Genomic DNA, 22,718 nt, shown 5'->3' on the forward strand with positions numbered 1-22,718 from the left:
ACTTAATTCATTTTTTTATCTGTATTCTGATAAGACAACTTTATGCATTCATCAATTGCTATTTGAGTTTGAGGATTATTGCAGTTGAGATTTTGAACTAAGCGCGTCTCCCGTAAATCAGGTGTTGTGTCTGCTATTGTCATGGTGGGAGTACTTAAATTGCTGAGAGTTAGCATACTTGCTAAAACTAGTAATAATTGACGCATGGGAAAATTTTTATTGTTCAAGTATAGACAAAAGATACCAAAATACACGTCAGCATTGGTATGTTTCGACGCAAAACACTTCTTAAACTTCTTACAAAAGGGAAACCAGCCGCCAGAAGGAAGCTGAAATTTCACAAGGATGTTAGAAATAATTTGATATTTTAGTGATATAAGTCTAACTTTTATACTTTATGAATCGTTCCGCCTGTCTGATCTTTAATCCTGTTGCGGGTCAGGGCGACCCAGATACAGAACTAGCAGAAATTCGGGCAATATTAGAGCCAGATATTGATCTAGATATTTATTTTACAACTGAAGAAATCGATGCCGATCAACTGGCATATCAAGCTGTAGAGCGAGGAGTAGATGCAATCATTGCTTCCGGAGGGGATGGTACTCTCTCAATAGCGGCGGCGGCTGTAGTGGGAACTGATATCCCATTTGGCATCATTTCCAGAGGAACAGCGAACGCTTTTGCCACAGCTTTAGGAATTCCTGACACGATCGCAGGTGCGTGTAACACAATTTTGCAGGGAGCAACCACCCATGTAGACGTAGCCTATTGCAATGATCGGCCAATGGTACTCTTGGCAGGTATTGGCTTTGAAGCTGAAACTGTAGAATTGGCAGACCGAGACGCCAAGAATCGCTTTGGAATGATGGCCTACGTTTTGGCAGGAATCCAGCAATTAAGAAGCTTACATAACTTTGATGTTGAAATTGAAACTGAAGATAGGATAATTAAAACTAGTGCCTGTGCAGTAACGGTAGCAAATGCCGCGCCTCCCACTTCAGTTTTGGCTCAAGGCCCAGCAGGTCTGATTTATGATGATGGGTTACTAGATTTAACGATTGTCGCTCCAGCTAACAAGGCAGGAGCGATCGCCGCCACATTTCATCTATTTCAAACGGCTTCTACAGGTAATGCCGTAGACCGCGATGATATTGGTTTCCTGCGAGCCAAACAATTTAAAATTACGACTGAGCCACCACAAAAAGTTGTTCTAGATGGTGAAATAGTAGGCACAACACCTGTAGAAATTAAGTGTGTGCCAGCAGGCTTAAAAATTTTCGTGCCATTAGTAGAAGAAGTTGAGCCTACCGAAAAACTAGAAGGACTCCCTAATCTGATTATTGAGATGAAAGATACAGCAGGAGAATAAGGGCATGGGGCATTGGGCATTGGGCATGGGGATTTGAATCTTCAATTTTGAATTTTGAATTTTGAATTGATTTCTCCGTGCCCCTGCTCCCCTTAAATTGAAAACTCAGGAGTAGGTTGCATTGAAACTTGTATCTGATCCAACGATCGCTAACAAAATTCGGAAAATGAATCAGCGAGTACGGTGGCAAGATCCGTTAATTATAGAACGGGACATCGACCAAACTCGGCTGGTTTTGGAAGATGGTCAAACAGACAATTCTGAGTTCTCATTTTTAGTTGTCGGTGATAGTGGTTCCGGCAGGCACGGAGGACACAATCCCCAGCGACAGGTGGCTGAACTTATGCTGCCCCATCACAAAGAATCCCGGTTTATGCTGCATACGGGGGATGTGATTTATTTAGTGGGATCGAGTGAATATTACCAGCAAAACTTCATCGAGCCTTACCGAGAGTTTCTCTTGGGTACAGAGTATCGTAAACGGATTGCTTACGACCAAATGGTTTTTAAGCTGCCTATTTTACCAGTGCCGGGAAATCACGATTACTATAACTTGCCGATTTTATTGAGCTTGGCATCTCTAACAACATTACCCATTCGTCACCTGTTGCGATCGCGGTTAGACCTAGATGTGGGCTTGCATGGCTCAAGATGCGGTGACGCTTACGCCAAGGCATTTCTCGACTATCTGAAGGCGTTTCAGCTTCCAGGAGAGTTAGCCAGTCATTTAGATCGGTACTACACAGCCAAGACAGATACAGGTCGTTGTCTTTCTTATCAACCTGGGCACTTTACCCGCCTTCCCAATCGCTATTACACTTTTCGTTATGGCGGTATTGATTTCTTTGCTTTGGATTCTAATACATTTAACGATCCACCACCGCTACCGAAAACAAAAAAAGGTGATGCCGATCGCAAACTCTTAGAAAAACGCCGTGAAGATTTCGAGCAAGAAAAGCTAGAAATTATTGAAACTTCAGCCAAACTTCGCCCGGAAAACCCTAATGAAGCCGATCAATTAGACGACTTCCACGCCAAGCTGTCACAAATTGAAGAACTTATTGTTGATATCGATAAGCAACTAGCCACGAATAAAACAACGCTGACGGATATCGAACAACTTGATTGGCTCAAACAAAGATTAATTGAATCTTGGAATAATAGTGAAGTTCGGGGAAGGGTGATTTATTTTCATCATCCACCTTATGTAACTGAGGCGACCAAGTGGCAACAAGCACAAACTCTAATCGTTCGCGATCGCCTGCGTGGCGTGCTGGATGCGGTAGCGAAAGAAATCGGTTCCTTAACTCAAGACCGTCCTTTGGTCGATTTGGTATTAAACGGTCATGCACACTGCTTGGAACACCTGGAAACAATGGATACGGGACACGCTGATTCTCATATCCACTGGATTGTTTGTGGCGGTAGCGGGTTTAGTTTGCGACGCCAGCGAATTGAGGGAGCAGATTTGATGGAAAAGAATAGATTAGTGGCGCGATCGCATCTGTTCATCGGTCGTAACGGTCAAGGTTTTCAGAAGCGACGACCTTATTCAGGTTTACGTATTGATGTTAAAGGCGATGCACAGCCCAAGTTTATTGTCCGTCCTTTGGTTGCCGAATGGCATCAGCGGCAATGGCATAATCGTGAGCTTGAGCCACTAATCATTTAATTAATTCTGGAATTTAACTAAAGAGCAACTAAGCATAGCAAATTTTGTGGCGGAGTCTAAATCTCCGTTACAAATTGTTACATGGTTGTAAATTTTTCCGCCCACCTACTTAGCTGTAATGCTTGATATATTAGGATTTAGAAAAAGATTATACGGAAAGCTACCGTATAATAAATAGTTATGCGGCTCAAATCGCTGATTGAGGCATGTTGAGAATCTGTTGATTTTTGTGTCATCATGCTTCATGGAAATAGAAGACTTGGAGGTCTAAGATGCCTGTTGTGAGTAAATCTAATGGTTTACTGGCTGAGTTCGCCGTTTTCCCAAGCGAACCTGATATCCAAGCAAAATTAGTGGAACAAGCTATTCAAAATATTGAAGCTGTTCTCAAGCACAATGCAGGATTTGCCTCTGGCACAGTCCTTCGTAGCCGTGATGGATTAAGAGTGACAAGCTATGCTCAGTGGACAAATCAAGAATCTTATGTAGCTACTCAACCCTTTATTGATTCCACTGTTCCTGATGTTCACGTGTTTGAAATTTTCGCCGAAGAACCAGACGGTAGTAGGTTGCATCTCTCATCACGTATGGATGGACTCATTAACTTTGGCATCTTTAAGATGAAGCAGCCCGAAAATCAGCCTCGATTTATCGAGTTATTCCGTGAGGCATTGGTAATGGTATCAGGGCAAGCAGGGTTGATTTCGACTCACGCCCATCGCAGCTTGGACGGATGGCGTTGTATCAATTTCGGACATTGGCGATCGCTAGAAGAGTATACAGCGATGGATACTAATCGCCCCTTTTCGCCTCTTTTTGGTGAAATGCTTGACTTGGCAAATAACGAGTACCAGAAGACCTTACATGAAGTAGTCTTCACTACCTGAAATAATCTGAATTGATCGCCACATAACAATCCGCCTGCACACCGACCGTATAAAGTTTGCTGGTTGAGTCCGAGAGCTTGCCAGCTGCGGGTGAGGCGGAACGTTATCCTGCTTTGTTTAGTCGTGTTGGCGGTAGTTGCCAGGTTATCGGTTGGTGTTTAATATCAAATCAGAACAAGCAAACCGACAAAAATTGAGGAGTGCTTATGGTTCAGATTGATCGATCAAATACCGCGATCGTTGGATTGGATTTGTATACAGTTGCAGAGCGGCATCAATTAGGATTAGTGGATGCACTCAAAGAGCAAATCACATTCTGGAAGTTCAATCCCTACTTCGTGTCAGCGAGTGTGCATCAAAGTCTAGATGAGGTTCGTGTCTTCAGTTACAGCCAGTGGCAACCCAAGTTTGATCATCGTAGTTTGCAGCGTCCGGTGTTGCTCAATGAGTTTTTTCCGCCGGACTCGTTGCAGCTAGAGGTGTCGGCAAGCAAATCGGTATCGGCAGAAGTTGAGATTGTTGCAGGCGATCGCATTACTCATCTTGCTGAGTTTCGCATGATGCCCTCGAACCAACCAGAAATGCTGAAGCGGACAACGACGGAGCTCGACCAAGCGATGAGCAATTCACCAGGACTGCTTTCGGTAAGCTTTCATCGCAGTTTGGACGGAACCCGAATGTTTAATTACGGGCAGTGGGAGAGTAAAGAAGCATTTGAGGCGATCTTGAAGCAACCGGGATTCAATCCAGACAAGCCTTATTGGGAAGAATTAGCGCGAAATGAGTTTCATTTGTACCATGTTGTACACGTAGAGACAGCAGGATAACAATTTGCTTGGAGCAGACTGTCGAGAGGTCTTGGTGCTGAGTTCAAGGTCATTTGCGGCTGCTCAAGCGAACCATTGTGCCGCTCAGTTTATCGATGAGGTGATACCTTTGACCGGACATGATATTAACGGTCTACTGATCCCATCACAACATCAATGCTTCCCAGAATAACGAAAATATCTGCTATTTTTTGACCTTTGATTAACTGAGATAAAACTTGTAAATTATTGAAATCGGCTGGACGAATTTTCCAACGCCAGGGGAAGATATGATCATCTCCGATGATATAGATTCCTAATTCTCCTCTACCTGACTCTATACGCACATAGTGTTCACCTTGAGGAATTTTAAATGTGGGTGCAACTTTTTTGGCAATAAATTGATAATCAAACCTGTTCCACTCAGATTTAGAGCCTGTTTTCATGCGTTGAGCTTCTAAATTTTCGTATGCACCACCAGGTAATCCCTTGAGTGCTTGCTGAATAATCTTGACTGACTCACGCATTTCTCCAATTCTCACGAGATACCTGGCAAAACAATCTCCGGCTGTATCCCACTGTACTTGCCAGTTAAAATCGTCATAGCATTCGTAATGGTCAACCTTTCGTAAATCCCATTTCACCCCAGAAGCTCGTAACATTGGGCCAGAAATCCCCCAATTAATTGCTTCCTGCCGACTTAAAACTCCCACACCCTCAACTCGGCGGCGAAAAATGGGATTATTGGTAATCAGTTTTTCATACTCATCAACGGTCGGTATAAAGTAGTTACAAAAGTCTTCGCATTTATCCACCCAGCCGCAAGGTAGGTCAGCAGCAACACCTCCGATGCGAAAATAATTATTATTGACCATCCGGTAGCCTGTAGCAGCTTCAAACAAATCGAGAATCATTTCGCGATCGCGCAAAGTGTAAAATATGGGAGTTTGTGCGCCAGTGTCTCCCACAAAAGGCCCCAACCACAGCAGATGGTTGACAATTCGGGCTAACTCTAGCATGATTACCCGAATATAGCTAGCACGTTTAGGGATAGAAATATTTGCCAGTTTTTCGACAGCATTCACCGTCACAGCTTCGTTAAACATCCCGCCATAGTAGTCCCATCGACTCACATAAGGTACGTACATAATATTGGTACGGTTTTCGGCAATCTTTTCCATACCTCTGTGCAGGTAGCCGATAACGGGTTCACAGTCCACTACATCTTCACCATCTAAGGTGACAATAATCCGAAAACACCCATGCATCGAGGGGTGATGCGGGCCAAAGTTAATCACCATTGGCTCAGTCTTGGTTTGAATTCTCACCATAAATAAAAAGTTTCCCTAATCCCAAATATTTCCTAACAAAATACTGTTTTTGAAAATTTTAGAGAATTTGGGGGCTGGAGTCTTGCAAAATCATCCGATTTTTTGCAGATTCATCCTATCTTTGTTGAATGGTTTTAGGAGTTACACCTATTAGTCGCTTACAGTGAAAATTTAGATGGCTTTGGCTAGCAAAGCCAACTAAGTCAGCAATTTCAGCTATTGTCATTCCTCCCTTCAGTAATAATTCTTGGGCACGTTTCACACGACAGGAAATTATATATTTATGGGGAGTCATCCCGGTAGACTCTTTGAAAAGCTGGGAAAAATAATGAGAACTAATTGGTATCAACGCCGCCAATTCTGCTAAACCTAAGTTTTGGTCAAGATGTTCGTGAATGTAATCTATGACTTGCTGTAATTGATGCCGTGGTAAACCATTTTTATATGCTTTTAATATCGGTTTGCGCGTGGAATAGTGTTGCATGAGATGTACTGATAAGGCAGTCATCATCGTCTCTGCATAAAGACGACTCCCTAGAGGATTATTTTCCAAAATGCCTTTCAGTGCTAGCCCTATTTGATAAATTAGGGGATCGGGTGTGGCGAAGTGCGGCAAAAGTTGAATCTGTTCAGCATTTGCTGTTTCGTCAACTGCACGAGCAAAAATCTGTGGTTCAATGGCAAGTAGAATGAAGTCCCCTTCAGCATCCCAAGCTGCCTGATGCCCGACATTAACGGGAGTAATAATAATATCACCTCCAATTACAGCATCATGATGCTTGCGTCCATCCATTTTCCGTTCAGCATGAATTACCCGCGCTCCATGAGTGAAAATGACAAGAGAGTGCCATAGGGGAGTGCAAACTTCAGGAAATTCATAAGCAGGTTGACACATATATACAAATGAAGCACCGTGCCAACCTGCTTGAAGACTTGTGAGAATTGGGAGACGTGGGAATAGCGGGAATACCTCATCCTCTTTAGTAATCGCTAAGGGCTTTTTTTCTAACATGGATTACCACAAGTTATTACAAGCCTAATGTATCAAAAGCAGGACTTACGCAAAATATCTCTCAAACTCTCATTTTGTGTGTGTCACGCCGTTGCTAAAGAGCGGGAACGCTTTGTTGGGGAACCAGCTCAAGATTCTGACTTGATGTCAGGTTGCGCTTTATTAGCCCATAAAATTAGAGACGCAATAATTGCGTCTCTAGAAATCATCTATTTAGCCTTATTACGTGTAATTGCACCCAGCAAAAGGAAAGTTGTTAATTAAATTACTCCTGGGCCTTTACCGCGGCTGTCACCCTTATCTGTCAACTTGCCTTCCTCGTCCTGATTAATTTCTCCAAGTTCTTCAATACGTTCTTCCGTATCTTCTGCTGCTTGCTGGCGTGCATCACCCGGTTCTTCGTAGTACATTTCTGGTTCAACTGCATAGTTATTAGACAAACCTTCTTTGTCAACGGTATAGCCGTCAGTGGTGCGTATACTTTGTCGATCGGTTTGGTCATCCGTAGGTGCATCTGCCTCCCGTTCTTCTGTGGGGCGGGTTTTAAACTTATCTCCTTCTCTTTCCATTCTAGCGGCGGTTTCAGCGGGGATAATGCCGCGATCGTAAGTATCGACTTCCGCTCTATCGGATGAATCTGTATCTCTCTTAACTGCTTCATTAGCCATAATTTATGTCCTCGTTAAAGAATCTATTAAATAAGTTCAAAAACTAGATTAGGCTGTTTCTGATCTGTGAGCTACTATCTTGAGAAGTGACTTAAATTTAAAAATAATGTTATGTTCTCTATCTTTTGATGTATCCAAAAGACTAAAATGGAATCCGGTTAAATACTGTTGATTTACATTTATTCGGTAGAACAAGGGTTTTGGTTGAAGTCAACTTAATATGACAAGCCGATTTGATTCGGTGAATTACTCGTAGAGACTGGGGACTGGGGATGGTGGGGCCCCCTCTGGGGATAAGGGGTAATGGGGACTGGGAAGAAGGAATAAAGGTGTACCTAGCTTTGCAAAAATCAAATATGAGTCCTATATTAAAAGGGCAATTAGAAACTGCAACTACTAAGAGACTTCATCCAATTCCGTAGAGACGGACGAGAGTTTGTGTAGCTGCGAATTTTAGTTGCCCGCGTAAATCTTAGTTTAATAGTGATTAAATTTACTCACCCACAAATTGGTTTTTCAGTAATTGAATTTCATCGGCTAATTCTTGCCGAGTTGAAGCCTTGAGTAGATAACGGAAAATAAACCAACTGGTGTAACTAATTCCAACTAACTCAAAAAGTGGTGATAGTAGTGGAATATCATGAATTGCAGCTAGTAATGCTAGTACTAGCCTAGCTGTAACAATCGCCGCTAAAATTAAAGCAACAGTTATTAGAGACTGCTTATAGTTCTGAAAAAATTCACTTAGGTATTGGGGCAGTTGCTCTAAAAATTGAGAAATTTGTCTGCTAATTTGCTGCAATTGAGATTCCGGTTCAGGTGCTGGCGGTAACTTTGGCAAGTTTGTAGTATCAGTACCTTCAAGTGCTAGCGTACCTCGCGACAAGGAAGGATTGATGGTGGATTCACTTTGCTGTTGTTCGGTTTCCATAGTTTTTATGTTCGGTAACTACAAGACTTTGTATAACTGAACTGAGCATCAATAAATATAGTTATTAGGGTCGTCAGTTGTCAATTATTAGTGGTCAGTTAAACTTATTACTGACCACTCAGGTTTAGCAGGAGCATTTAAATCTGTTTACACCTACCTGCTCAATTAAATTTGTTGTTAGTGGCCCTAATTAGTTGGTGCGGCAACTGTTGCTTTCACAACTACACTATTGACACCTTTAATTTCTTTAGCTAATTTTTCAATTTTAGCCAACTCTTGCTGATTAGTGACAGTTCCGGCGACAGTCACAATGCCACCGTCTGCGGCATTAACTGTTAGTTGACCCTTGGGGATATTAGCCTCCAATTTAGAACGAACTTCACTTTCTAAGTCAGCTTTAGCTCTTTTTGTATCGCCACCAGTAGTATTATTGCGCTGTTCGCGGGCGCGAATATCTTCATTTAGTTGTCTTCTGCGAACTTCACTTTGCGCGTCTTTTTGAGAAGCTTCTGTTGTTTTTGCACTTGGTGTTTGGGGAGCCTCATTAGGATTGTTGGGTGCAGATTCACTTGTTTTAGAAGTGTTATCACAAGCAGCAACACCAAACACTAAAAGGCAACTAATTACGAAGGGGGTTAGCTTTTTCATTGATTTAATTCTGAATCAGAAAGTGAAATCTGTTGATATTTACGGCAAAACTGAGGAGCAAGTTTTTTTTAGTCAGGAGCAAAGTTTTCAAATTATTGCTCCTGCAATTTTGTCTAATTAGTGTGAGTGAGAACTACTTTCGGTTAAAGTACTTCATCACGACGATCGACAATAACTACAGAAGGATCGTTTCTATTAGTCTCTGTTGAGTAATTGGGGCGAATGGGATCGACTACTGCTGCGTCATGATGGGTTACTCGGTCGGAACCTGGGCGATATTCACTAATTTCAGTAGCATCATAGATTGCAAATTCTTCAATACCTCGATGTTTAAGAATCGCTTCAGCTTGGTGGATTTCAGCTTCCGTACCATCGAGAATTACTAAGTAGTCACCTCTTTGAAAGCGATCGCTATATACTCGCGCCCTGTCTTCAGGAATTCCCAAGCCAACGAGTGCGCCTACAATACTCCCGGCTGCTGCACCGATCGCACCACCAGCTAATGTTGTCGCCAAAGTGGTTGCAACTGCACCACCTGCAATCACGGGCCCGATTCCCGGAATCGCTAAAGTCCCAAGTCCAACCAATAAGCCAGTCAAACCGCCTAGAACACCGCCTGTAGCTGCTCCAGCTTTTGCACCATCGTCTGCTTTATTACCAGTACCAACATTTCTATCTACACCTACACCACCGATCCCATGGCCGTCTGTGTCTTTGGCAATGATGGAGACTTGATTCAAGGAAAAACCTGCATCTCGCAATTCTGTAATTGCTACTTCTGCATCTCGACGATGAGAGAATACCCCGATCGCACGTTTCGCAACACCACTATAACCCGTAGCCGGAGTTGGAGTCACATAACCAGTGCTTGCATTTGTCGCATCTGGGTGGTCGTAAATGCCAAACTCTTCCACACCCTGATGATTTAAAATTGCTTCTGCTCTGAGTATTTCTGAATCTGTACCATCGAGAATGACTAAATAGTGTCCTCGTCTAACACGTTCGTCGTAAACTCTAGCCCGTTCTTCAGGAATTCCTAAACCAATTAATGCACCAAGCAAACTACCAGCCACTGCACCAATACCAGCGCCAGCAAGAGTTGTTGCTAGGGTAGTTGCTGCGGCTCCAGCTAACATAATTGGCCCGATTCCCGGAATTGCTAAAGTGCCAAGACCGACTAATAAGCCAGCCAATCCGCCTAAAGCACCGCCTGTAGCTGCTCCGACTTTAGCACCTTCATCAGATTGATCGCCAACGCGATCGCTGACATCCGCACCAGCAATATCATCTCTTTCTCCATCTTGGGTAATGACAGAAACTCTGTTCATGTCAAAGCCAACTTTTTTTAATTCATGTAGGGCATGTTCAACATCTCGACGATGAGAAAATACACCTACAGCACGTTTATGTACGCCTACTACCATTATTCTTTCTCCTCAGCAAAAATCAATTATTTACTAATTCATAGCTCGTAATAACCCTTATTAATACATGTTTCTATTTATTTTTCATCAATCGCTTGGAAGAATTTTTATCTCTATCATTAGATATAGGTGGCTTTATCTAAAGTTAGTAACTAAATCTCTAAGAAAAAATATATTTTATTTTCTAAAGTTTATATAAAAATTATTCCGATTTTTTCACTAAAAATTGATATTAACAAACATTATTTTCTACCGTTTGCTACTGTAACTCACCCGCTTGCAACTTGCTATATCGGTAGATACAGTTTTATAAAATTTACTTTTCTTCATAATTTTTTTAAACAATTATTAAATAAATTATAAATAATACATTACTTTATTTGAAAAGAGATAAAAACATATTTGTTTTTTTTAAATACAACTTTTGGCAAATTAACCTATTACTCTTACCTAAGAAAGTGCCAGCTTATATAAATGATAATTAAGCTGATATAAATAAGCCATTTTGTAAATTCAATCGAATTACCCTAGTAGATGAATTAGAACTTACGCAAAACATAACGAAAGTAGCGGTAATTCATGAATTACCGCTACGCAATAATCAGGTTTTCAGGCACATCTTGCGTAAGTCCTGTGAATTTAAAGAAGTCATCTATGACGTAAATGCAGATCCAACAGCTGTGAGACGGGAGTTGGAAGAAATTAATCAAGAATATTTCACCAACTTACTAAAGCAACGTGGTGATATTAGCGAAGCTAGGGTGAAAGAAATTTCCGAACAAATGGAAAGCGATCGCTTGGAAATTTTAGAAACTGTCAAACAGGCTCAAGCACGAGAAAAAGGGCAAGATTTCCGCAGCTGCATCGAAGATTATTTGCGTTCGACGGGTAAAGACGAACTTAATCCCGAAGCTATCAAACGCGAGTTTAAAGTTTTACTAGACGATCCCCAAGTCGGAATTAGCCTTTTGCGATCGCGCCTATCGCAATTTGACCGAGATACACTGGTAATCAACTATGAAGGCATTAAGCAAGACTTTGCGAAAGTGTTTGATGATCCGCAAGCCGGATTTGAAGCATTGCGCGATCGAATTCATTAAGGCGATCGTAACACTTTAGTTGCTGTAGTGAAGATATTTCCGAAGCGGATGCTAACCGGATAATACCAATTCTCTAAAATCCGGCAACAGATTAATTAAAACCTTGAAACCCAGACACCATCTGAATTTATTAATTGCGAATTGGTTTGACCTTGTTATTGGGATATTTATTAAAAAAACCTCTTTGAACAAAGATTTTATATTTCGTTATGGCAAGAGTAATCAAACAAAGTTAATTATTATTTCTTAAAGGTAGAAAAATGTATGCTTGAGGTAGTATCATAAATCTTGTTATTCTGAATCCAGTAAAAATGTTCTAAAACTTATGCAATTCCGTAGAAAGCAATCTGCTTATTTGCTAGCAGATTGCTACTAAAATCTGTGAATTCATTAGGCACAAGGACATAACATACATGATTATTGGCACAATCAATTTTGATGCCAATACCATCAATACATTCAGTGTTGCTCAAATCTTTAGGCTATAACAGCAAAGACTTGTTTTAATTAAGTCTAATTTGTTATATCTGACTCGTATTTGATTGCGTGAAAAAACTCAGTACATCTTTATTCCTTCTTCCATATTAAGAGTTCCCTGTTCCCTCTCTACGCAAGTAAGTTCAGTAATCAAATCGGATTCCCATATCTTTTAACTCGTTATTTCTCCACCTTATTTTCTCGGCATTGTTGAATGAAAGTGTGAAATTCCAAAATTTCATATTTAAAATAGTTTTCTTTCTGCCTTTAGCAGAAAGCAAATTCATCTTCTTAATCAGCAACGCCATTTTCTAATGGGGAAGTGACGAGGTAATTTTTTACCCTCTAAATTCAGGATAAATTCACTATGCCAACCATTAACGGTACTAATCGCCCTGACAATCTTGGTAATTCTTTTTCTGTTCTCCCTAATATCATCAACGGATTTGAGGGGAACGATACGATTAGGGGCGGATTTGGTGACGATCGGATTCAAGGTGGAGCTGGTAACGATACGATTAACGCCGGAGCGGGGAACAATCGGATTGACGGCGGATCTGGTGACGATAAGATTGACGCCGGATTTAACAACGATACGATTAACGGTGGTTCTGGCAACGATACGATTAATGCCGGAGCAGGAAACAACATAATTGACGGCGTATCTGGCAACGACATTATTAATACCGGATTTGGCGACGATACAATTGACGGTGGATTTGGCAACGATACGATTAACGCCGGTGATGGCAACAATACGATTGATGGCAAAGCAGACAACGATATAATTAACACCCGATCTGGCAACGATAAAATTCAAGGCGGAGTGGGTAACGATACGATTAACGGCGGGTCTGGGAACAATCGGATTGACGGTGGGTCTGGCGACGATAAGATTGACGCTGGATTTAATAACGATACGATTAACGGTGGATCTGGTAACGATACGATTAACGCCGGAGGGGGGAACAATCGGATTGACGGCGGATCTGGTAACGATATCATTAACGCCGGATCTGGCGACGATACAATTATCGGTGGAAAGGGTAGCGATACGATTAACGCCGGAGCGGGGAACAATCGGATTGACGGCGGATCTGGTAACGATATCATTAACACCGGATTTGGCAACGATACGATTGACGGCGGATCTGGCGACGATAAGATTAACGGCGGATCTGGCAACGATAAGATTAACGGCGGATCTGGCGACGATCGCCTTGTAGGGGGATTTGGCAACGATAGCCTTATTGGTGGATCTGGCAATGATACGATTAGCGGTGATTTTAGTAACGGTGGTATCATCACTGGTGTTGGTGGAACTGATGTTCTCACTGGAGGAGCGGGTAACGATGTTTTCGATTTCAACTTCGTTTCAGAGAGTCAACCTGGTTTATTACAGGATGCGATCGCTGATTTTGTTGGAAACGGTATCCTTGCAGGCGATCAAATCGATCTATCTACCATCGACGCCAACTCCATTAAAGAGGGCAACCAAGCCTTCACTTTCATCGGCAGTCGTGCATTCTCTGCAATCGGTCAAATTCGTTATTCAGGAGGTATTCTTCAAGGTAGCAATGATGGGGATCTGTCGGCTGAGTTTGAAATTCGGCTTGCAGGAGCGCCACAACTAGTAGAAAGCGACATTATCCTTTAATTTAATATTATCTGCCTTGAAAATAAGGCAGAATACAGAATTTTAATAATTGAATAGTTGCAAAGAGAGATAAGTTTAGCTTGCCTCTCTTATAGTTTATAGTTATTAAATTGCGCTGCATATACATCAGAAAATCAGGTAATATAATCGCAACAGTTAAGTAAGTGAGTGTAAATATTTGTCGTTGGAATAAGGCAGGAGGCAGGAGGCAGGAGGCAGGAGGGAAGAGGGTTTTAACCTCGTTTATTTTTGTTAACATAGTTTGGTTTTATTCTGCCGACCTACTTACGATGATGCCACTTAATAAAAAAGATGTCAGAGAATTTGAGAAGGCAAGTTGTGACGCAAGGGATGTAGCAATGTCTACGACGGGCTACGCCTATGCACTGGTTCACAAGGCTTTTAAGTTATTGGCAATTACTTCCTTATACGACTTACGCAAAATACCTCTCAAACTCTTATTACTCCGTTTTCTCTGTGCCTCTGTGGTTCGATTTTCCGTTACCTATGCGTAAGTCCCACCTTATACATAACTAGATAAATCACCAAATAAATCTCAAAAAGCAAAGCTAACCCTATCTGAACAAAGGTTTCAGATTTTGTTTGAGCGAGAAAAATAAAATCAGGTTAATTACTCTTTCTTATAGATAGAAAAAAGTCGGCTTGAAAGTAATAGTATAGTCTTGTGATTATGAATAAAATCAAAACGTTGTAAAAGCTATGTGCTTCTGTAGGAGAAAGTTTGCTTGTGTTATAGCAGCCTACTACTGCAACCAGTAAAGACATAAGGACATCACTCTTGGCATAATTTTGATGCCAACATCATCAATACATCTAGTCCTTCTCAAATCTTCAAACTTAACAGCAAAGCCCTGTTGCAATCAGGTGTGATCTAGTTATCTTTTCCTACTCGTTATTTCTTTGCCTTGTTTTATCGGCGTTGCTGAATTACAGAGTGAAATTTAAAAATTCAATCTTTGAAACTGTTTCCTTTACACCTTTGGGGGAAACCAAATTCATACTCTTAATCAGCAACACCGTTTTCTGATGAGAAAGTGACGAAGTTATTTTTTACCCTCTAAGTTCAGGAGAAACTTACTAATGGCAATTGTCAACGGTACCATTTTTAATGATAACAATACTATCAACGGTTTCCCACTTATCTTTCGTCCTGCCCTAAATGGGGGTGGTGGCAGCGATATCCTTAACGGCAATGCCGGCGACGATATCTTAAATGATGATGCTGGTAGCGATATTCTTAACGGCGATGGCGGCGATGATACCCTAAATGGGGGTGGAGGCAGCGATATCCTTACTGGCGGTGCTGGCGACGATATCCTTACTGGCGGTGCTGGCAGCGATATTCTTAACGGCAATGCTGGCAGCGATATCCTTAACGGCAATGCCGGCGACGATATCCTTACTGGCAATGCTGGCAACGATATCCTTAACGGCAATGCCGGCAATGATACCCTAAATGGGGGTGCTGGCAGCGATATCCTGACTGGCGGTGCTGGGACTGATTCCCTGACTGGCGGTGCTGGCAACGATGTTTTCGATTTCAACGCAGTTTCAGATAGTCCTACTGGTTTGTTACGGGATGTTATCACTGACTTCGTTGGAAACGGTATCTTTGCAGGCGATCAAATCAATCTATCTACCATTGATGCTAACTCCAATGTAGCGGGCAACCAAGCCTTCACTTTCATCGGAGCTAGCGCATTCTCAGCAGCGCGTCAGGTTCGTTATTCAGGAGGTATTCTTCAAGGTAACATTGATGGGGATGTGTCGGCTGAGTTTGAAATTAGACTGACAGGAGCACCATCACTAGTGGCAAGCGATATCATCCTCTAATCTAATAGACCTCTTGCAAAAGCGCTTCACACTCTACTTCTAAGAGCAAGCGCTTAGAAGTAGAGTTTTGTTTTTGATTGATGCAAGAGGTCTAATCTTGAAGAAGAATTCAGGTGCAAAGCCAAACATACTCCAATCGTGAGAAAATGTACTCAGCTTGAACCTGTCAAGAATGATATTGCAAGAATCAAGCACAGTTAAATACTAACCAAGCCGCTCATATTAGCTACACCTAACAGAAGCATATCTAAAAATAGAAAATTACCAATGCTTGCCAGGGTTCGATCGTGCTGCGTATGCATAAGAAAATCAGTTAATACAATCGCAACAGTTGCGATGATGCCACAATAGCCAAATTGTAATGCAGGGGTGTAACGATGTCTAAGGGCGGGCTACGCCTACGCACTGGTCTAACAAGGGAATGGCACTAGGTTAAAATACAGCCCTGATCCTGCGAGGCTCCGCCTCCAGTGGCTTTACCATAGGCAGCAGCCCTCTAGAAATACATTTCCAGTCTTAAGACTGGGAACCAATTCAAGTTACACAAATCTTTAGGCTTTTCTTAGTGTCATGCGTCTAACAAAGCTTTTAACTTATTGGCAATTATCTGTTATATATAACTACAGCAACCACTTAACAAATATCAATATGCAAAACCAACCCCATCTGAACAAAGGTTTCTGATTTTATTCTGGACAGAGGATAAAAGGAAGTTAATTATTCTTTTTTATAAAGAGAAAAAAGTAAGCTGGAGGGTAAGACCATAGTATTGTTATTATGAATACAGTAGTAGCGTCCTCAAATCTATATAATTACGTAGGAAAAAATCTACTAATTCCTTGATATTTTCCAACTTAAACGACTAAAAACATCAGGTACAAGGACATCAGATGATTTTTGATACAACTTTGATGTAAACATCATCAAATACATCTAGTACTTCTTAAATATTCTTAAAAATTCTCAAATATTCAGACTTAATAGTAAAGACCTGTTCAAATCAGGTTTGATTCAAGAATATACTCCCACTCTTGAGCTTTTCACCCTGTTTTGTCGGCATTGCTAAATGAAAGTATGAAATTCCCAAATTCCATGTTTGAAATTGTTTGTTTTATGCATTTGAAGGAAACCAAATTTATACTCTTAATCAGCAATGCCGTTTTATAATAGGGAAGTAAAGAGGTAATTTTTTTTCCCTCTAAGTTTAGGAGAAACTCATCAATGGCAATTTCAATATCAATCTCTTCCGGTAGCGGCAGTGTTAGTAGCAGTTCTAGTAGTAGTAGCAGTAGTAGCAATAATAGTCAGAGCGATAGCGGTAGCGTTAGTGGTGGCAACGGTATCCTTAACGGTGGTAGTGGCAACAGTCTGCTTAACGGTGGTAGTGGCAACGATAAACTCTATGGTAATGCTGGCAACGATAAACTCTATGGTAATGCTGGCAACGATAGGCTGAGTGGTGGTACTGGCAAAGATATTCTCACTGGAGGAGCGGGTAATGATACTCTCATCGGCGGTGATGGGGATGATGTTCTGACTGGCGGTAGTGGCAAAGATATTCTCACTGGAGGAGCGGGTAATGATATTTTCAAGTACAACTCAATTTCTGAGAGTCCACTTTCGGCACGTGACTTAATCACTGACTTTCGTGGAAACGGTAGCTCGTTTGGCGATCGAATCGATTTATCTACTATCGATGCCAACTTCACTATTGGGGGCAACCAAGCTTTCACTTTCATTGGGAGTGGTCAATTCTCTGCACCCGGTCAAATCCGTTATTCTGGAGGTATCCTGCAAGGTAACACTGATGGGAATCTGTCGGCTAATTTTGAAATTCGGCTTATAGGAGCACCACAAGTAGTGTCAAGTGACCTCATCCTTTAATTTAATATTCCTCCTATGAAAATAAGGCAGGAGCAAAGGAAATTTTCATTCACTGTGGTGGCAAATTCGCCATAACTGACTGCCTTGAAAATAAGGCAAGAGGCAGAAAGCAGAAGGCACTAGAGAATGAAAATATCTCTTTCTAGTCCTCAATCCCTAGTCACTATTTTCAAGGCAGATATACTTTTGAAGAAAAACTCTGGTGCAAAGTTAGAGTGTCTCCAGCTTTGCACCAGAATCAATATCAATATACTGAGCTATAAACGTAGAAAGTCAGAGCCTCAACTTGCGGCAATGGCTTTTTTTCATATTTAAATTCGTATTGCTATCTCTAGTATTTTCGGCACTCTAGATGTCTAACACACATAGGACTTACGCAAAACATAACGAAAGTAGCGGTAATTCATGAATTACCGCTACGCAGTAATCAGGTTTTCAGGCACATCTTGCGTAAGTCCTGACACAATAATCATGAGTAATAAAAGAGAGTTCATTATTATTTCTTAAAAATATAAAAAACCCTGCTTGAAGGTAGTATGATACTTCTGCTATTCTAAATACAGTAAAAATGCCTTAAAACCTATGCAATTCTGTAGGAGACAATCTGCTTATTCCCTGGCAGCCTACTATAAGTTGTCAAGGCATAAGGCACATGAGTATAAAATGACTCTCGGCACAATGAATTTTGATGTCAACATCATCAATACATCCAGTGTTCTCAAATCTTCAGACTTAACAAATTAGACTTGATTATAACAGGTGTAATTTGTTATCAAACAGAGTTCAGGAGCCAGTCGCCAGAATTCAGAATTGAATTCTGTGTGACTGGTGAGGCAGCGCGGTCTTGAGGAGCCAGTGCGGTCTTGGGGTTTCCCCAAGTGGAGCATCTGGCGTGGTTTCCCCCATGAGCGACTGCCTTTCCCGTTGGGTGGATGAATAACTGGGCTTAAGACTCCCGCTAAATCTTGTCTTTCAGAGACGCTCTTGCTAGCTTGCTTAAGAGCAGGGGTACGATTTAGCAGTCTACAAGACGCTCGCGGACTCGCTCTAAGGGTTCGCGCAGTGTCTTGTAGAGTTGCTATGCCGTTAGCGTTCGCTGTCTTCGTCTCTGAAAGAGAAGAGAAGGCTTTACGCTGCGCTCAGTGGCGGGTCCCAATCCCACACTTATAGTGATTATGACCGGAGCTAACGGAAACGTCTCCGGCTTTGCTCCTGAATTCAGAATAGCTGAATTCTTCTTCATATCTTCCCACTTGTTATTTCTCCATCTTGTTTTCTTGGCGTGGCTGAATCAAAGTGTGAAATTCCAAAATTCAATGTTTGAAACTGTTTCCTTTGTACCTTTGGAAAAACCAAATTCATGCTCTTAATTAGCAACACCGTTTTCTGATGGAGAAGTAACGAGGTAATTTTTTTACCCTCTAAGTTTAGGAGAAACTCGCTATGGCAACCATTAACGGTACTAATGGCCCTGACAATCTGTCCGGTAGAGATGATTTTTTTAACTTCGGTGATCTCATCAACGGATTTGATGGCAACGATACGATTTTCGGCACAGACACATCCTTTGCTAACGATACGATTGACGGCGGAGCGGGCAACGATACGATTGACGGCAGAGCGGGCAACGATATCCTCATTGGCGGTACTGGAACCGATCGCCTCACTGGAGGATTCGATAACGATGTTTTCAAGTTCAACTCAGTTTCTGAGAGTCAACCTGGTGTTTTACGGGATGTTATTACTGACTTTGCTGGAGACAGCATTTTTGGAGGCGATCAAATCGATCTATCTACCATTGACGCCAATTCCAATATAGCTGGCAAGCAAACCTTGACTTTCATTGGGGCTAGCGCATTCTCTGCACCTGGTCAGGTTCGTTATTCAGGAGGTATTCTCCAAGCTAACACTGATGGGAATCTGTCGGCTGACTTTGAGATTCAGCTTACAGGAGCGCCACAACTAGTGGCAAGTGAGATAATCCTTTCCAGTACTTTTAATGATAGCGATCAGGGTATCAGTATCAGCACAGATGGCACAACTAGTGATGGCGGTTTGGCGATTAGCAAGGTTAGTATTAGCTCTAGTAATGACGGCGGTTTTGTTGACATTGGTGCTAACGACAATCTCAACCGTACTATTAAAGGCACTAGTGGCAACGATACTATTAACGCTGGCGGTACTGGCAACGATACTATTGACGGCCGTAGTGGCAACGATACTATTAACGGTGGTCGTGGCAATGATATACTCACTGGCGGTACTGGCAAAGATATTCTCACTGGAGGAGCGGGTAATGATATTTTCAAGTACAACTCAACTTCTGAGAGTCCACTTTCGTCACGCGACTTAATCACTGATTTTCGTGGAAACGGTAGCTTGCCAGGCGATCAAATCGATGTATCTACTATCGATGCCAACTCCACTATTGGGGGCAACCAAGCTTTCACTTTCATTGGGAGTGCCCAATTCTCTGCACCCGGTCAAATCCGTTATTCTGGAGGTATTTTGCAAGGTAACACTGATGGAAATCTGTCGGCTAATTTTGAAATTAGGCTTATAGGAGCATCACAAGTAGTGTCAAGTGACCTCATCCTTTAATTTAATTCCTGCCTTGAAAATAAGGCAGGAGCCAGAAAGCAGAAGGCACTAGAGAATAAAAATATCTCTTTCCAGCCCTCAGTCCCTAGTCACTATTTTCAAGGCAGATATAATTTTGAAGAAAAACTCTGGTGCAAAGTTAGAGTGTCTCCAGCTTTGCACCAGAATCAATATCAATATACTGAGCTATAAACGTAGAAAGTCAGAGCCTCAACTTGCGGCAATGGCTTTTTTTCATATTTAAATTCGTATTGCTCTCTCTAGTATTTCCGGCACTCTAGATGTCTAACACACAATAATTATCTCTATTTTATACAAACCCTTAGATGAAATTTATTTCAATTAGAGCTGTGAAACATAGAGAATTACTCATATTCGATCGCGCCATGTATACATGAGAAAATCAGTTAATACAATCGCAATACAAGCGATGAGTCACAGAAGGAAAAAAGATGTCAGAGAATTTGAGAAGCCAAATTGTAACGCAAGGGGTGCAGCGATCGCCTAATCGAGCTATGCTGCGTGCAGTTGGTTTTAAAGATGAAGATTTCAATAAAGCCATTGTGGGCATTGCCAATGGCTACAGCACGATCACTCCCTGTAATATGGGGATAAATCAACTGGCGCAAAGGGCAGAGGTTGGGATTAAAACTGCTGGGGCGATGCCGCAAGTGTTCGGCACAATTACTATTAGCGATGGGATTTCAATGGGAACTGAAGGGATGAAATATTCTCTAGTATCACGGGAAGTGATTGCCGATTCCATTGAAACCGCCTGTACTGGACAAAGTATGGATGGTGTGCTAGCTATTGGCGGCTGTGATAAAAATATGCCAGGGGCAATGCTGGCGATCGCCAGGATGAATATCCCTGCTATCTTTGTTTACGGTGGCACAATTAAACCCGGTCATTACAATGGACGCGATTTAACTGTTGTCAGTTCTTTTGAAGCTGTTGGTCAATACAGTGCTGGAAAAATTGACGAAAAGGAATTATTAGAAGTTGAAGGTCGAGCTTGTCCTGGTGCGGGTTCCTGTGGGGGAATGTTTACAGCTAACACCATGTCTTCAGCATTTGAAGCGCTGGGGATGAGTTTACCCTATTCCTCGACAATGGCGGCGGAAGATGCCGAAAAAGCCGACAGCACGGAAAAATCAGCGTTTGTTTTAGTCGAAGCGATTCGCAAACAAATCTTACCCCGCCAAATTATCACCCGCAAATCGATAGAGAATGCCATCTCTGTGATTATGGCAGTCGGTGGTTCGACCAATGCAGTACTACACTTTTTAGCGATCGCCCGTGCCGCTAATGTAGAGTTAACTATAGACGACTTTGAAACTATCCGCGCCCGTGTTCCCGTTTTGTGTGATTTAAAACCAAGTGGTAAATATGTCGCTACAGATTTACACAAAGCTGGTGGCATTCCCCAAGTGATGAAGATGCTACTCGCACATGATTTACTACATGGTGATAGCCTTACTATCAGTGGTCAAACCATTGCAGAGATATTAGCAGACATCCCAGAAGAACCATCTGCCAATCAAGATGTAATTCGTCCTTGGAATAACCCGATGTATCCTCAAGGACATTTAGCCATCCTCAGAGGTAATTTGGCAACAGAAGGTGCTGTCGCCAAAATTACCGGCGTGAAAAAGCCAGTAATTACCGGGCCTGCAAGGGTATTTGAATCGGAAGAAGCTTCTTTAAATGCAATTTTGGCGGGTAAAATTCAAGCAGGTGATATTCTCGTCATCCGCTACGAAGGGCCTAAAGGCGGCCCTGGAATGCGGGAAATGTTGGCTCCCACCTCAGCAATTATCGGTGCTGGTTTGGGTGATGCTGTGGGATTAATTACCGACGGACGTTTTTCTGGTGGTACTTACGGTATGGTGGTTGGTCATGTTGCCCCAGAAGCAGCAGTTGGTGGTGCGATCGCGCTTGTAGAAGAAGGCGATAGTATTACTATTGATGCACCCGCTCGTTTGTTGCAGTTGAATATATCTGAAGAAGAATTGGTCCGTCGTCGTGCTAACTGGCAACCCCCCGCTCCGCGTTACACTAAAGGCGTCTTGGCGAAATACGCCAAATTGGTATCTTCTAGCAGTATTGGTGCTGTGACAGATTTGGACTTGTTTTAATTAACTTGACAACTGTGGCGCAAGTTTATCTTTCTTTAACAAGGGGCTTAAGCCCCTTGTCTGGTTAATTGAGATAGTCGCTGAATTTACCTGTCGTAATAGTTTGATCTAGCGATCGCCTCTACAGGAAGTTGCAAGGACAAACTCAGTAACTTACTTTGCGATCGCAAGCGTGGTAAAACAAACTGCTGTACCGAAACAACTTGTCATATCATGTCCGGGTAATCGCTTACGATAAAAGAAGTGAGTGCAAAGATGA

At 42.0% G+C, this 22,718-nt stretch carries 19 protein-coding genes; 12 read left to right on the forward strand and 7 right to left on the reverse strand.

All coding sequences use genetic code 11. From position 1 onward, the window contains the following. Positions 1 to 2: 2 nt before the first annotated feature. A complete protein-coding gene (locus tag RMY63_RS17890) occupies positions 3 to 206 on the reverse strand; it encodes a hypothetical protein (protein WP_322729981.1) in 204 nt (67 codons plus the stop codon). A gap of 191 nt (positions 207 to 397) precedes the next feature. Between RMY63_RS17890 and RMY63_RS17895 the strand changes: the two genes are divergently transcribed. The 4 genes from RMY63_RS17895 (at position 398) to RMY63_RS17910 (ending at position 4,755) form a co-directional block, all read left to right on the forward strand. After that, complete coding sequence (locus RMY63_RS17895; protein ID WP_322729982.1) at positions 398 to 1,369, forward strand: YegS/Rv2252/BmrU family lipid kinase; 972 nt, start codon at positions 398 to 400, stop codon at positions 1,367 to 1,369. Between the two features lie 121 nt (positions 1,370 to 1,490). Continuing rightward, on the forward strand, positions 1,491 to 3,041 hold the full coding sequence (locus RMY63_RS17900; RefSeq protein ID WP_322729983.1) for a metallophosphoesterase family protein: 1,551 nt from the start codon (positions 1,491 to 1,493) through the stop codon (positions 3,039 to 3,041). Positions 3,042 to 3,313: 272 nt separating this feature from the next. Beyond that, complete coding sequence (locus RMY63_RS17905) at positions 3,314 to 3,928, forward strand: antibiotic biosynthesis monooxygenase (RefSeq protein ID WP_322729984.1); 615 nt, start codon at positions 3,314 to 3,316, stop codon at positions 3,926 to 3,928. Between the two features lie 206 nt (positions 3,929 to 4,134). Then, positions 4,135 to 4,755: an antibiotic biosynthesis monooxygenase family protein gene (locus RMY63_RS17910; protein ID WP_322729985.1), complete on the forward strand. Its 621-nt coding sequence runs from the start codon at positions 4,135 to 4,137 to the stop codon at positions 4,753 to 4,755. A gap of 125 nt (positions 4,756 to 4,880) precedes the next feature. On the opposite strand, the gene RMY63_RS17915 is transcribed toward RMY63_RS17910, so the two are convergent. Both RMY63_RS17915 and RMY63_RS17920 read right to left on the reverse strand, forming a co-directional pair. Next, positions 4,881 to 6,065, reverse strand: coding sequence for an NAD(P)H-quinone oxidoreductase subunit H (locus RMY63_RS17915; RefSeq protein ID WP_322729986.1), 1,185 nt, complete (start codon positions 6,063 to 6,065; stop codon positions 4,881 to 4,883). Positions 6,066 to 6,180: 115 nt separating this feature from the next. Then, positions 6,181 to 7,077, reverse strand: a complete 897-nt coding sequence (locus RMY63_RS17920) for an AraC family transcriptional regulator (RefSeq protein ID WP_322729987.1) — start codon at positions 7,075 to 7,077, stop codon at positions 6,181 to 6,183. Between the two features lie 27 nt (positions 7,078 to 7,104). Here RMY63_RS17920 and RMY63_RS17925 point away from each other — a divergent pair, with 27 nt between their 5' ends. Continuing rightward, complete coding sequence (locus tag RMY63_RS17925) at positions 7,105 to 7,341, forward strand: hypothetical protein (protein ID WP_322729988.1); 237 nt, start codon at positions 7,105 to 7,107, stop codon at positions 7,339 to 7,341. Here the strand turns inward: RMY63_RS17925 and RMY63_RS17930 are convergent. From RMY63_RS17930 to RMY63_RS17945, 4 genes are all read right to left on the reverse strand, one after another. Continuing rightward, positions 7,338 to 7,745, reverse strand: coding sequence for a hypothetical protein (locus RMY63_RS17930; protein ID WP_322729989.1), 408 nt, complete (start codon positions 7,743 to 7,745; stop codon positions 7,338 to 7,340). The genes RMY63_RS17925 and RMY63_RS17930 overlap by 4 nt on opposite strands. Positions 7,746 to 8,238: 493 nt before the next feature. After that, on the reverse strand, positions 8,239 to 8,676 hold the full coding sequence (locus RMY63_RS17935) for a CAAD domain-containing protein (protein WP_322729990.1): 438 nt from the start codon (positions 8,674 to 8,676) through the stop codon (positions 8,239 to 8,241). Positions 8,677 to 8,862: 186 nt separating this feature from the next. Beyond that, on the reverse strand, positions 8,863 to 9,324 hold the full coding sequence (locus RMY63_RS17940) for a BON domain-containing protein (protein ID WP_322729991.1): 462 nt from the start codon (positions 9,322 to 9,324) through the stop codon (positions 8,863 to 8,865). 143 nt (positions 9,325 to 9,467) lie between these two features. Next, positions 9,468 to 10,748: a general stress protein gene (locus tag RMY63_RS17945; RefSeq protein ID WP_322729992.1), complete on the reverse strand. Its 1,281-nt coding sequence runs from the start codon at positions 10,746 to 10,748 to the stop codon at positions 9,468 to 9,470. Between the two features lie 620 nt (positions 10,749 to 11,368). On the opposite strand from RMY63_RS17945, the gene RMY63_RS17950 reads away from it, so the two are divergent. From RMY63_RS17950 to ilvD, 7 genes are all read left to right on the forward strand, one after another. After that, positions 11,369 to 11,848: a hypothetical protein gene (locus RMY63_RS17950; RefSeq protein WP_322729993.1), complete on the forward strand. Its 480-nt coding sequence runs from the start codon at positions 11,369 to 11,371 to the stop codon at positions 11,846 to 11,848. A gap of 844 nt (positions 11,849 to 12,692) precedes the next feature. Beyond that, positions 12,693 to 13,982 (forward strand): calcium-binding protein, encoded by a 1,290-nt coding sequence (locus RMY63_RS17955; protein WP_322729994.1) that lies wholly within the window; start codon positions 12,693 to 12,695, stop codon positions 13,980 to 13,982. A 290-nt stretch (positions 13,983 to 14,272) separates the two neighbouring features. Next, the gene (locus RMY63_RS17960) at positions 14,273 to 14,497 is read left to right on the forward strand and encodes a hypothetical protein (RefSeq protein WP_322729995.1); all 225 of its coding nucleotides are present in this window, start codon (positions 14,273 to 14,275) and stop codon (positions 14,495 to 14,497) included. A 586-nt stretch (positions 14,498 to 15,083) separates the two neighbouring features. Next, positions 15,084 to 15,836 (forward strand): calcium-binding protein, encoded by a 753-nt coding sequence (locus RMY63_RS17965; RefSeq protein ID WP_322729996.1) that lies wholly within the window; start codon positions 15,084 to 15,086, stop codon positions 15,834 to 15,836. A gap of 1,221 nt (positions 15,837 to 17,057) precedes the next feature. Beyond that, on the forward strand, positions 17,058 to 17,720 hold the full coding sequence (locus tag RMY63_RS17970) for a calcium-binding protein (protein WP_322729997.1): 663 nt from the start codon (positions 17,058 to 17,060) through the stop codon (positions 17,718 to 17,720). 1,443 nt (positions 17,721 to 19,163) lie between these two features. Continuing rightward, positions 19,164 to 20,321 carry a calcium-binding protein gene (locus RMY63_RS17975; RefSeq protein WP_322729998.1) on the forward strand — a complete coding sequence of 386 codons (1,158 nt, stop codon included), beginning with the start codon at positions 19,164 to 19,166 and terminating at the stop codon, positions 20,319 to 20,321. 452 nt (positions 20,322 to 20,773) lie between these two features. Continuing rightward, a complete protein-coding gene (gene ilvD / locus RMY63_RS17980) occupies positions 20,774 to 22,459 on the forward strand; it encodes a dihydroxy-acid dehydratase (protein WP_322729999.1) in 1,686 nt (561 codons plus the stop codon). Positions 22,460 to 22,718 lie beyond the last annotated feature (259 nt).

Origin of the sequence: Nostoc sp. ChiQUE01b, assembly GCF_034531255.1 — a bacterium.
Lineage (GTDB): Bacteria > Cyanobacteriota > Cyanobacteriia > Cyanobacteriales > Nostocaceae > Nostoc.

Excerpts from the sequence above, each read along its gene's own strand:
- RMY63_RS17920 (WP_322729987.1), bottom strand. The coding sequence starts at position 7,077 with ATGTTAGAAAAAAAGCCCTTAGCGATTACTAAAGAGGATGAGGTATTC.
- RMY63_RS17915 (WP_322729986.1), bottom strand. The coding sequence starts at position 6,065 with ATGGTGAGAATTCAAACCAAGACTGAGCCAATGGTGATTAACTTTGGC.
- RMY63_RS17960 (WP_322729995.1), top strand. The coding sequence starts at position 14,273 with ATGATGCCACTTAATAAAAAAGATGTCAGAGAATTTGAGAAGGCAAGT.
- RMY63_RS17945 (WP_322729992.1), bottom strand. The coding sequence starts at position 10,748 with ATGGTAGTAGGCGTACATAAACGTGCTGTAGGTGTATTTTCTCATCGT.
- RMY63_RS17965 (WP_322729996.1), top strand. The coding sequence starts at position 15,084 with ATGGCAATTGTCAACGGTACCATTTTTAATGATAACAATACTATCAAC.
- RMY63_RS17895 (WP_322729982.1), top strand. The coding sequence starts at position 398 with ATGAATCGTTCCGCCTGTCTGATCTTTAATCCTGTTGCGGGTCAGGGC.
- RMY63_RS17975 (WP_322729998.1), top strand. The coding sequence starts at position 19,164 with ATGGCAACCATTAACGGTACTAATGGCCCTGACAATCTGTCCGGTAGA.
- RMY63_RS17940 (WP_322729991.1), bottom strand. The coding sequence starts at position 9,324 with ATGAAAAAGCTAACCCCCTTCGTAATTAGTTGCCTTTTAGTGTTTGGT.
- RMY63_RS17905 (WP_322729984.1), top strand. The coding sequence starts at position 3,314 with ATGCCTGTTGTGAGTAAATCTAATGGTTTACTGGCTGAGTTCGCCGTT.
- RMY63_RS17935 (WP_322729990.1), bottom strand. The coding sequence starts at position 8,676 with ATGGAAACCGAACAACAGCAAAGTGAATCCACCATCAATCCTTCCTTG.
- RMY63_RS17970 (WP_322729997.1), top strand. The coding sequence starts at position 17,058 with ATGGCAATTTCAATATCAATCTCTTCCGGTAGCGGCAGTGTTAGTAGC.
- RMY63_RS17930 (WP_322729989.1), bottom strand. The coding sequence starts at position 7,745 with ATGGCTAATGAAGCAGTTAAGAGAGATACAGATTCATCCGATAGAGCG.
- RMY63_RS17955 (WP_322729994.1), top strand. The coding sequence starts at position 12,693 with ATGCCAACCATTAACGGTACTAATCGCCCTGACAATCTTGGTAATTCT.
- ilvD (WP_322729999.1), top strand. The coding sequence starts at position 20,774 with ATGTCAGAGAATTTGAGAAGCCAAATTGTAACGCAAGGGGTGCAGCGA.
- RMY63_RS17890 (WP_322729981.1), bottom strand. The coding sequence starts at position 206 with ATGCGTCAATTATTACTAGTTTTAGCAAGTATGCTAACTCTCAGCAAT.
- RMY63_RS17925 (WP_322729988.1), top strand. The coding sequence starts at position 7,105 with ATGTATCAAAAGCAGGACTTACGCAAAATATCTCTCAAACTCTCATTT.
- RMY63_RS17910 (WP_322729985.1), top strand. The coding sequence starts at position 4,135 with ATGGTTCAGATTGATCGATCAAATACCGCGATCGTTGGATTGGATTTG.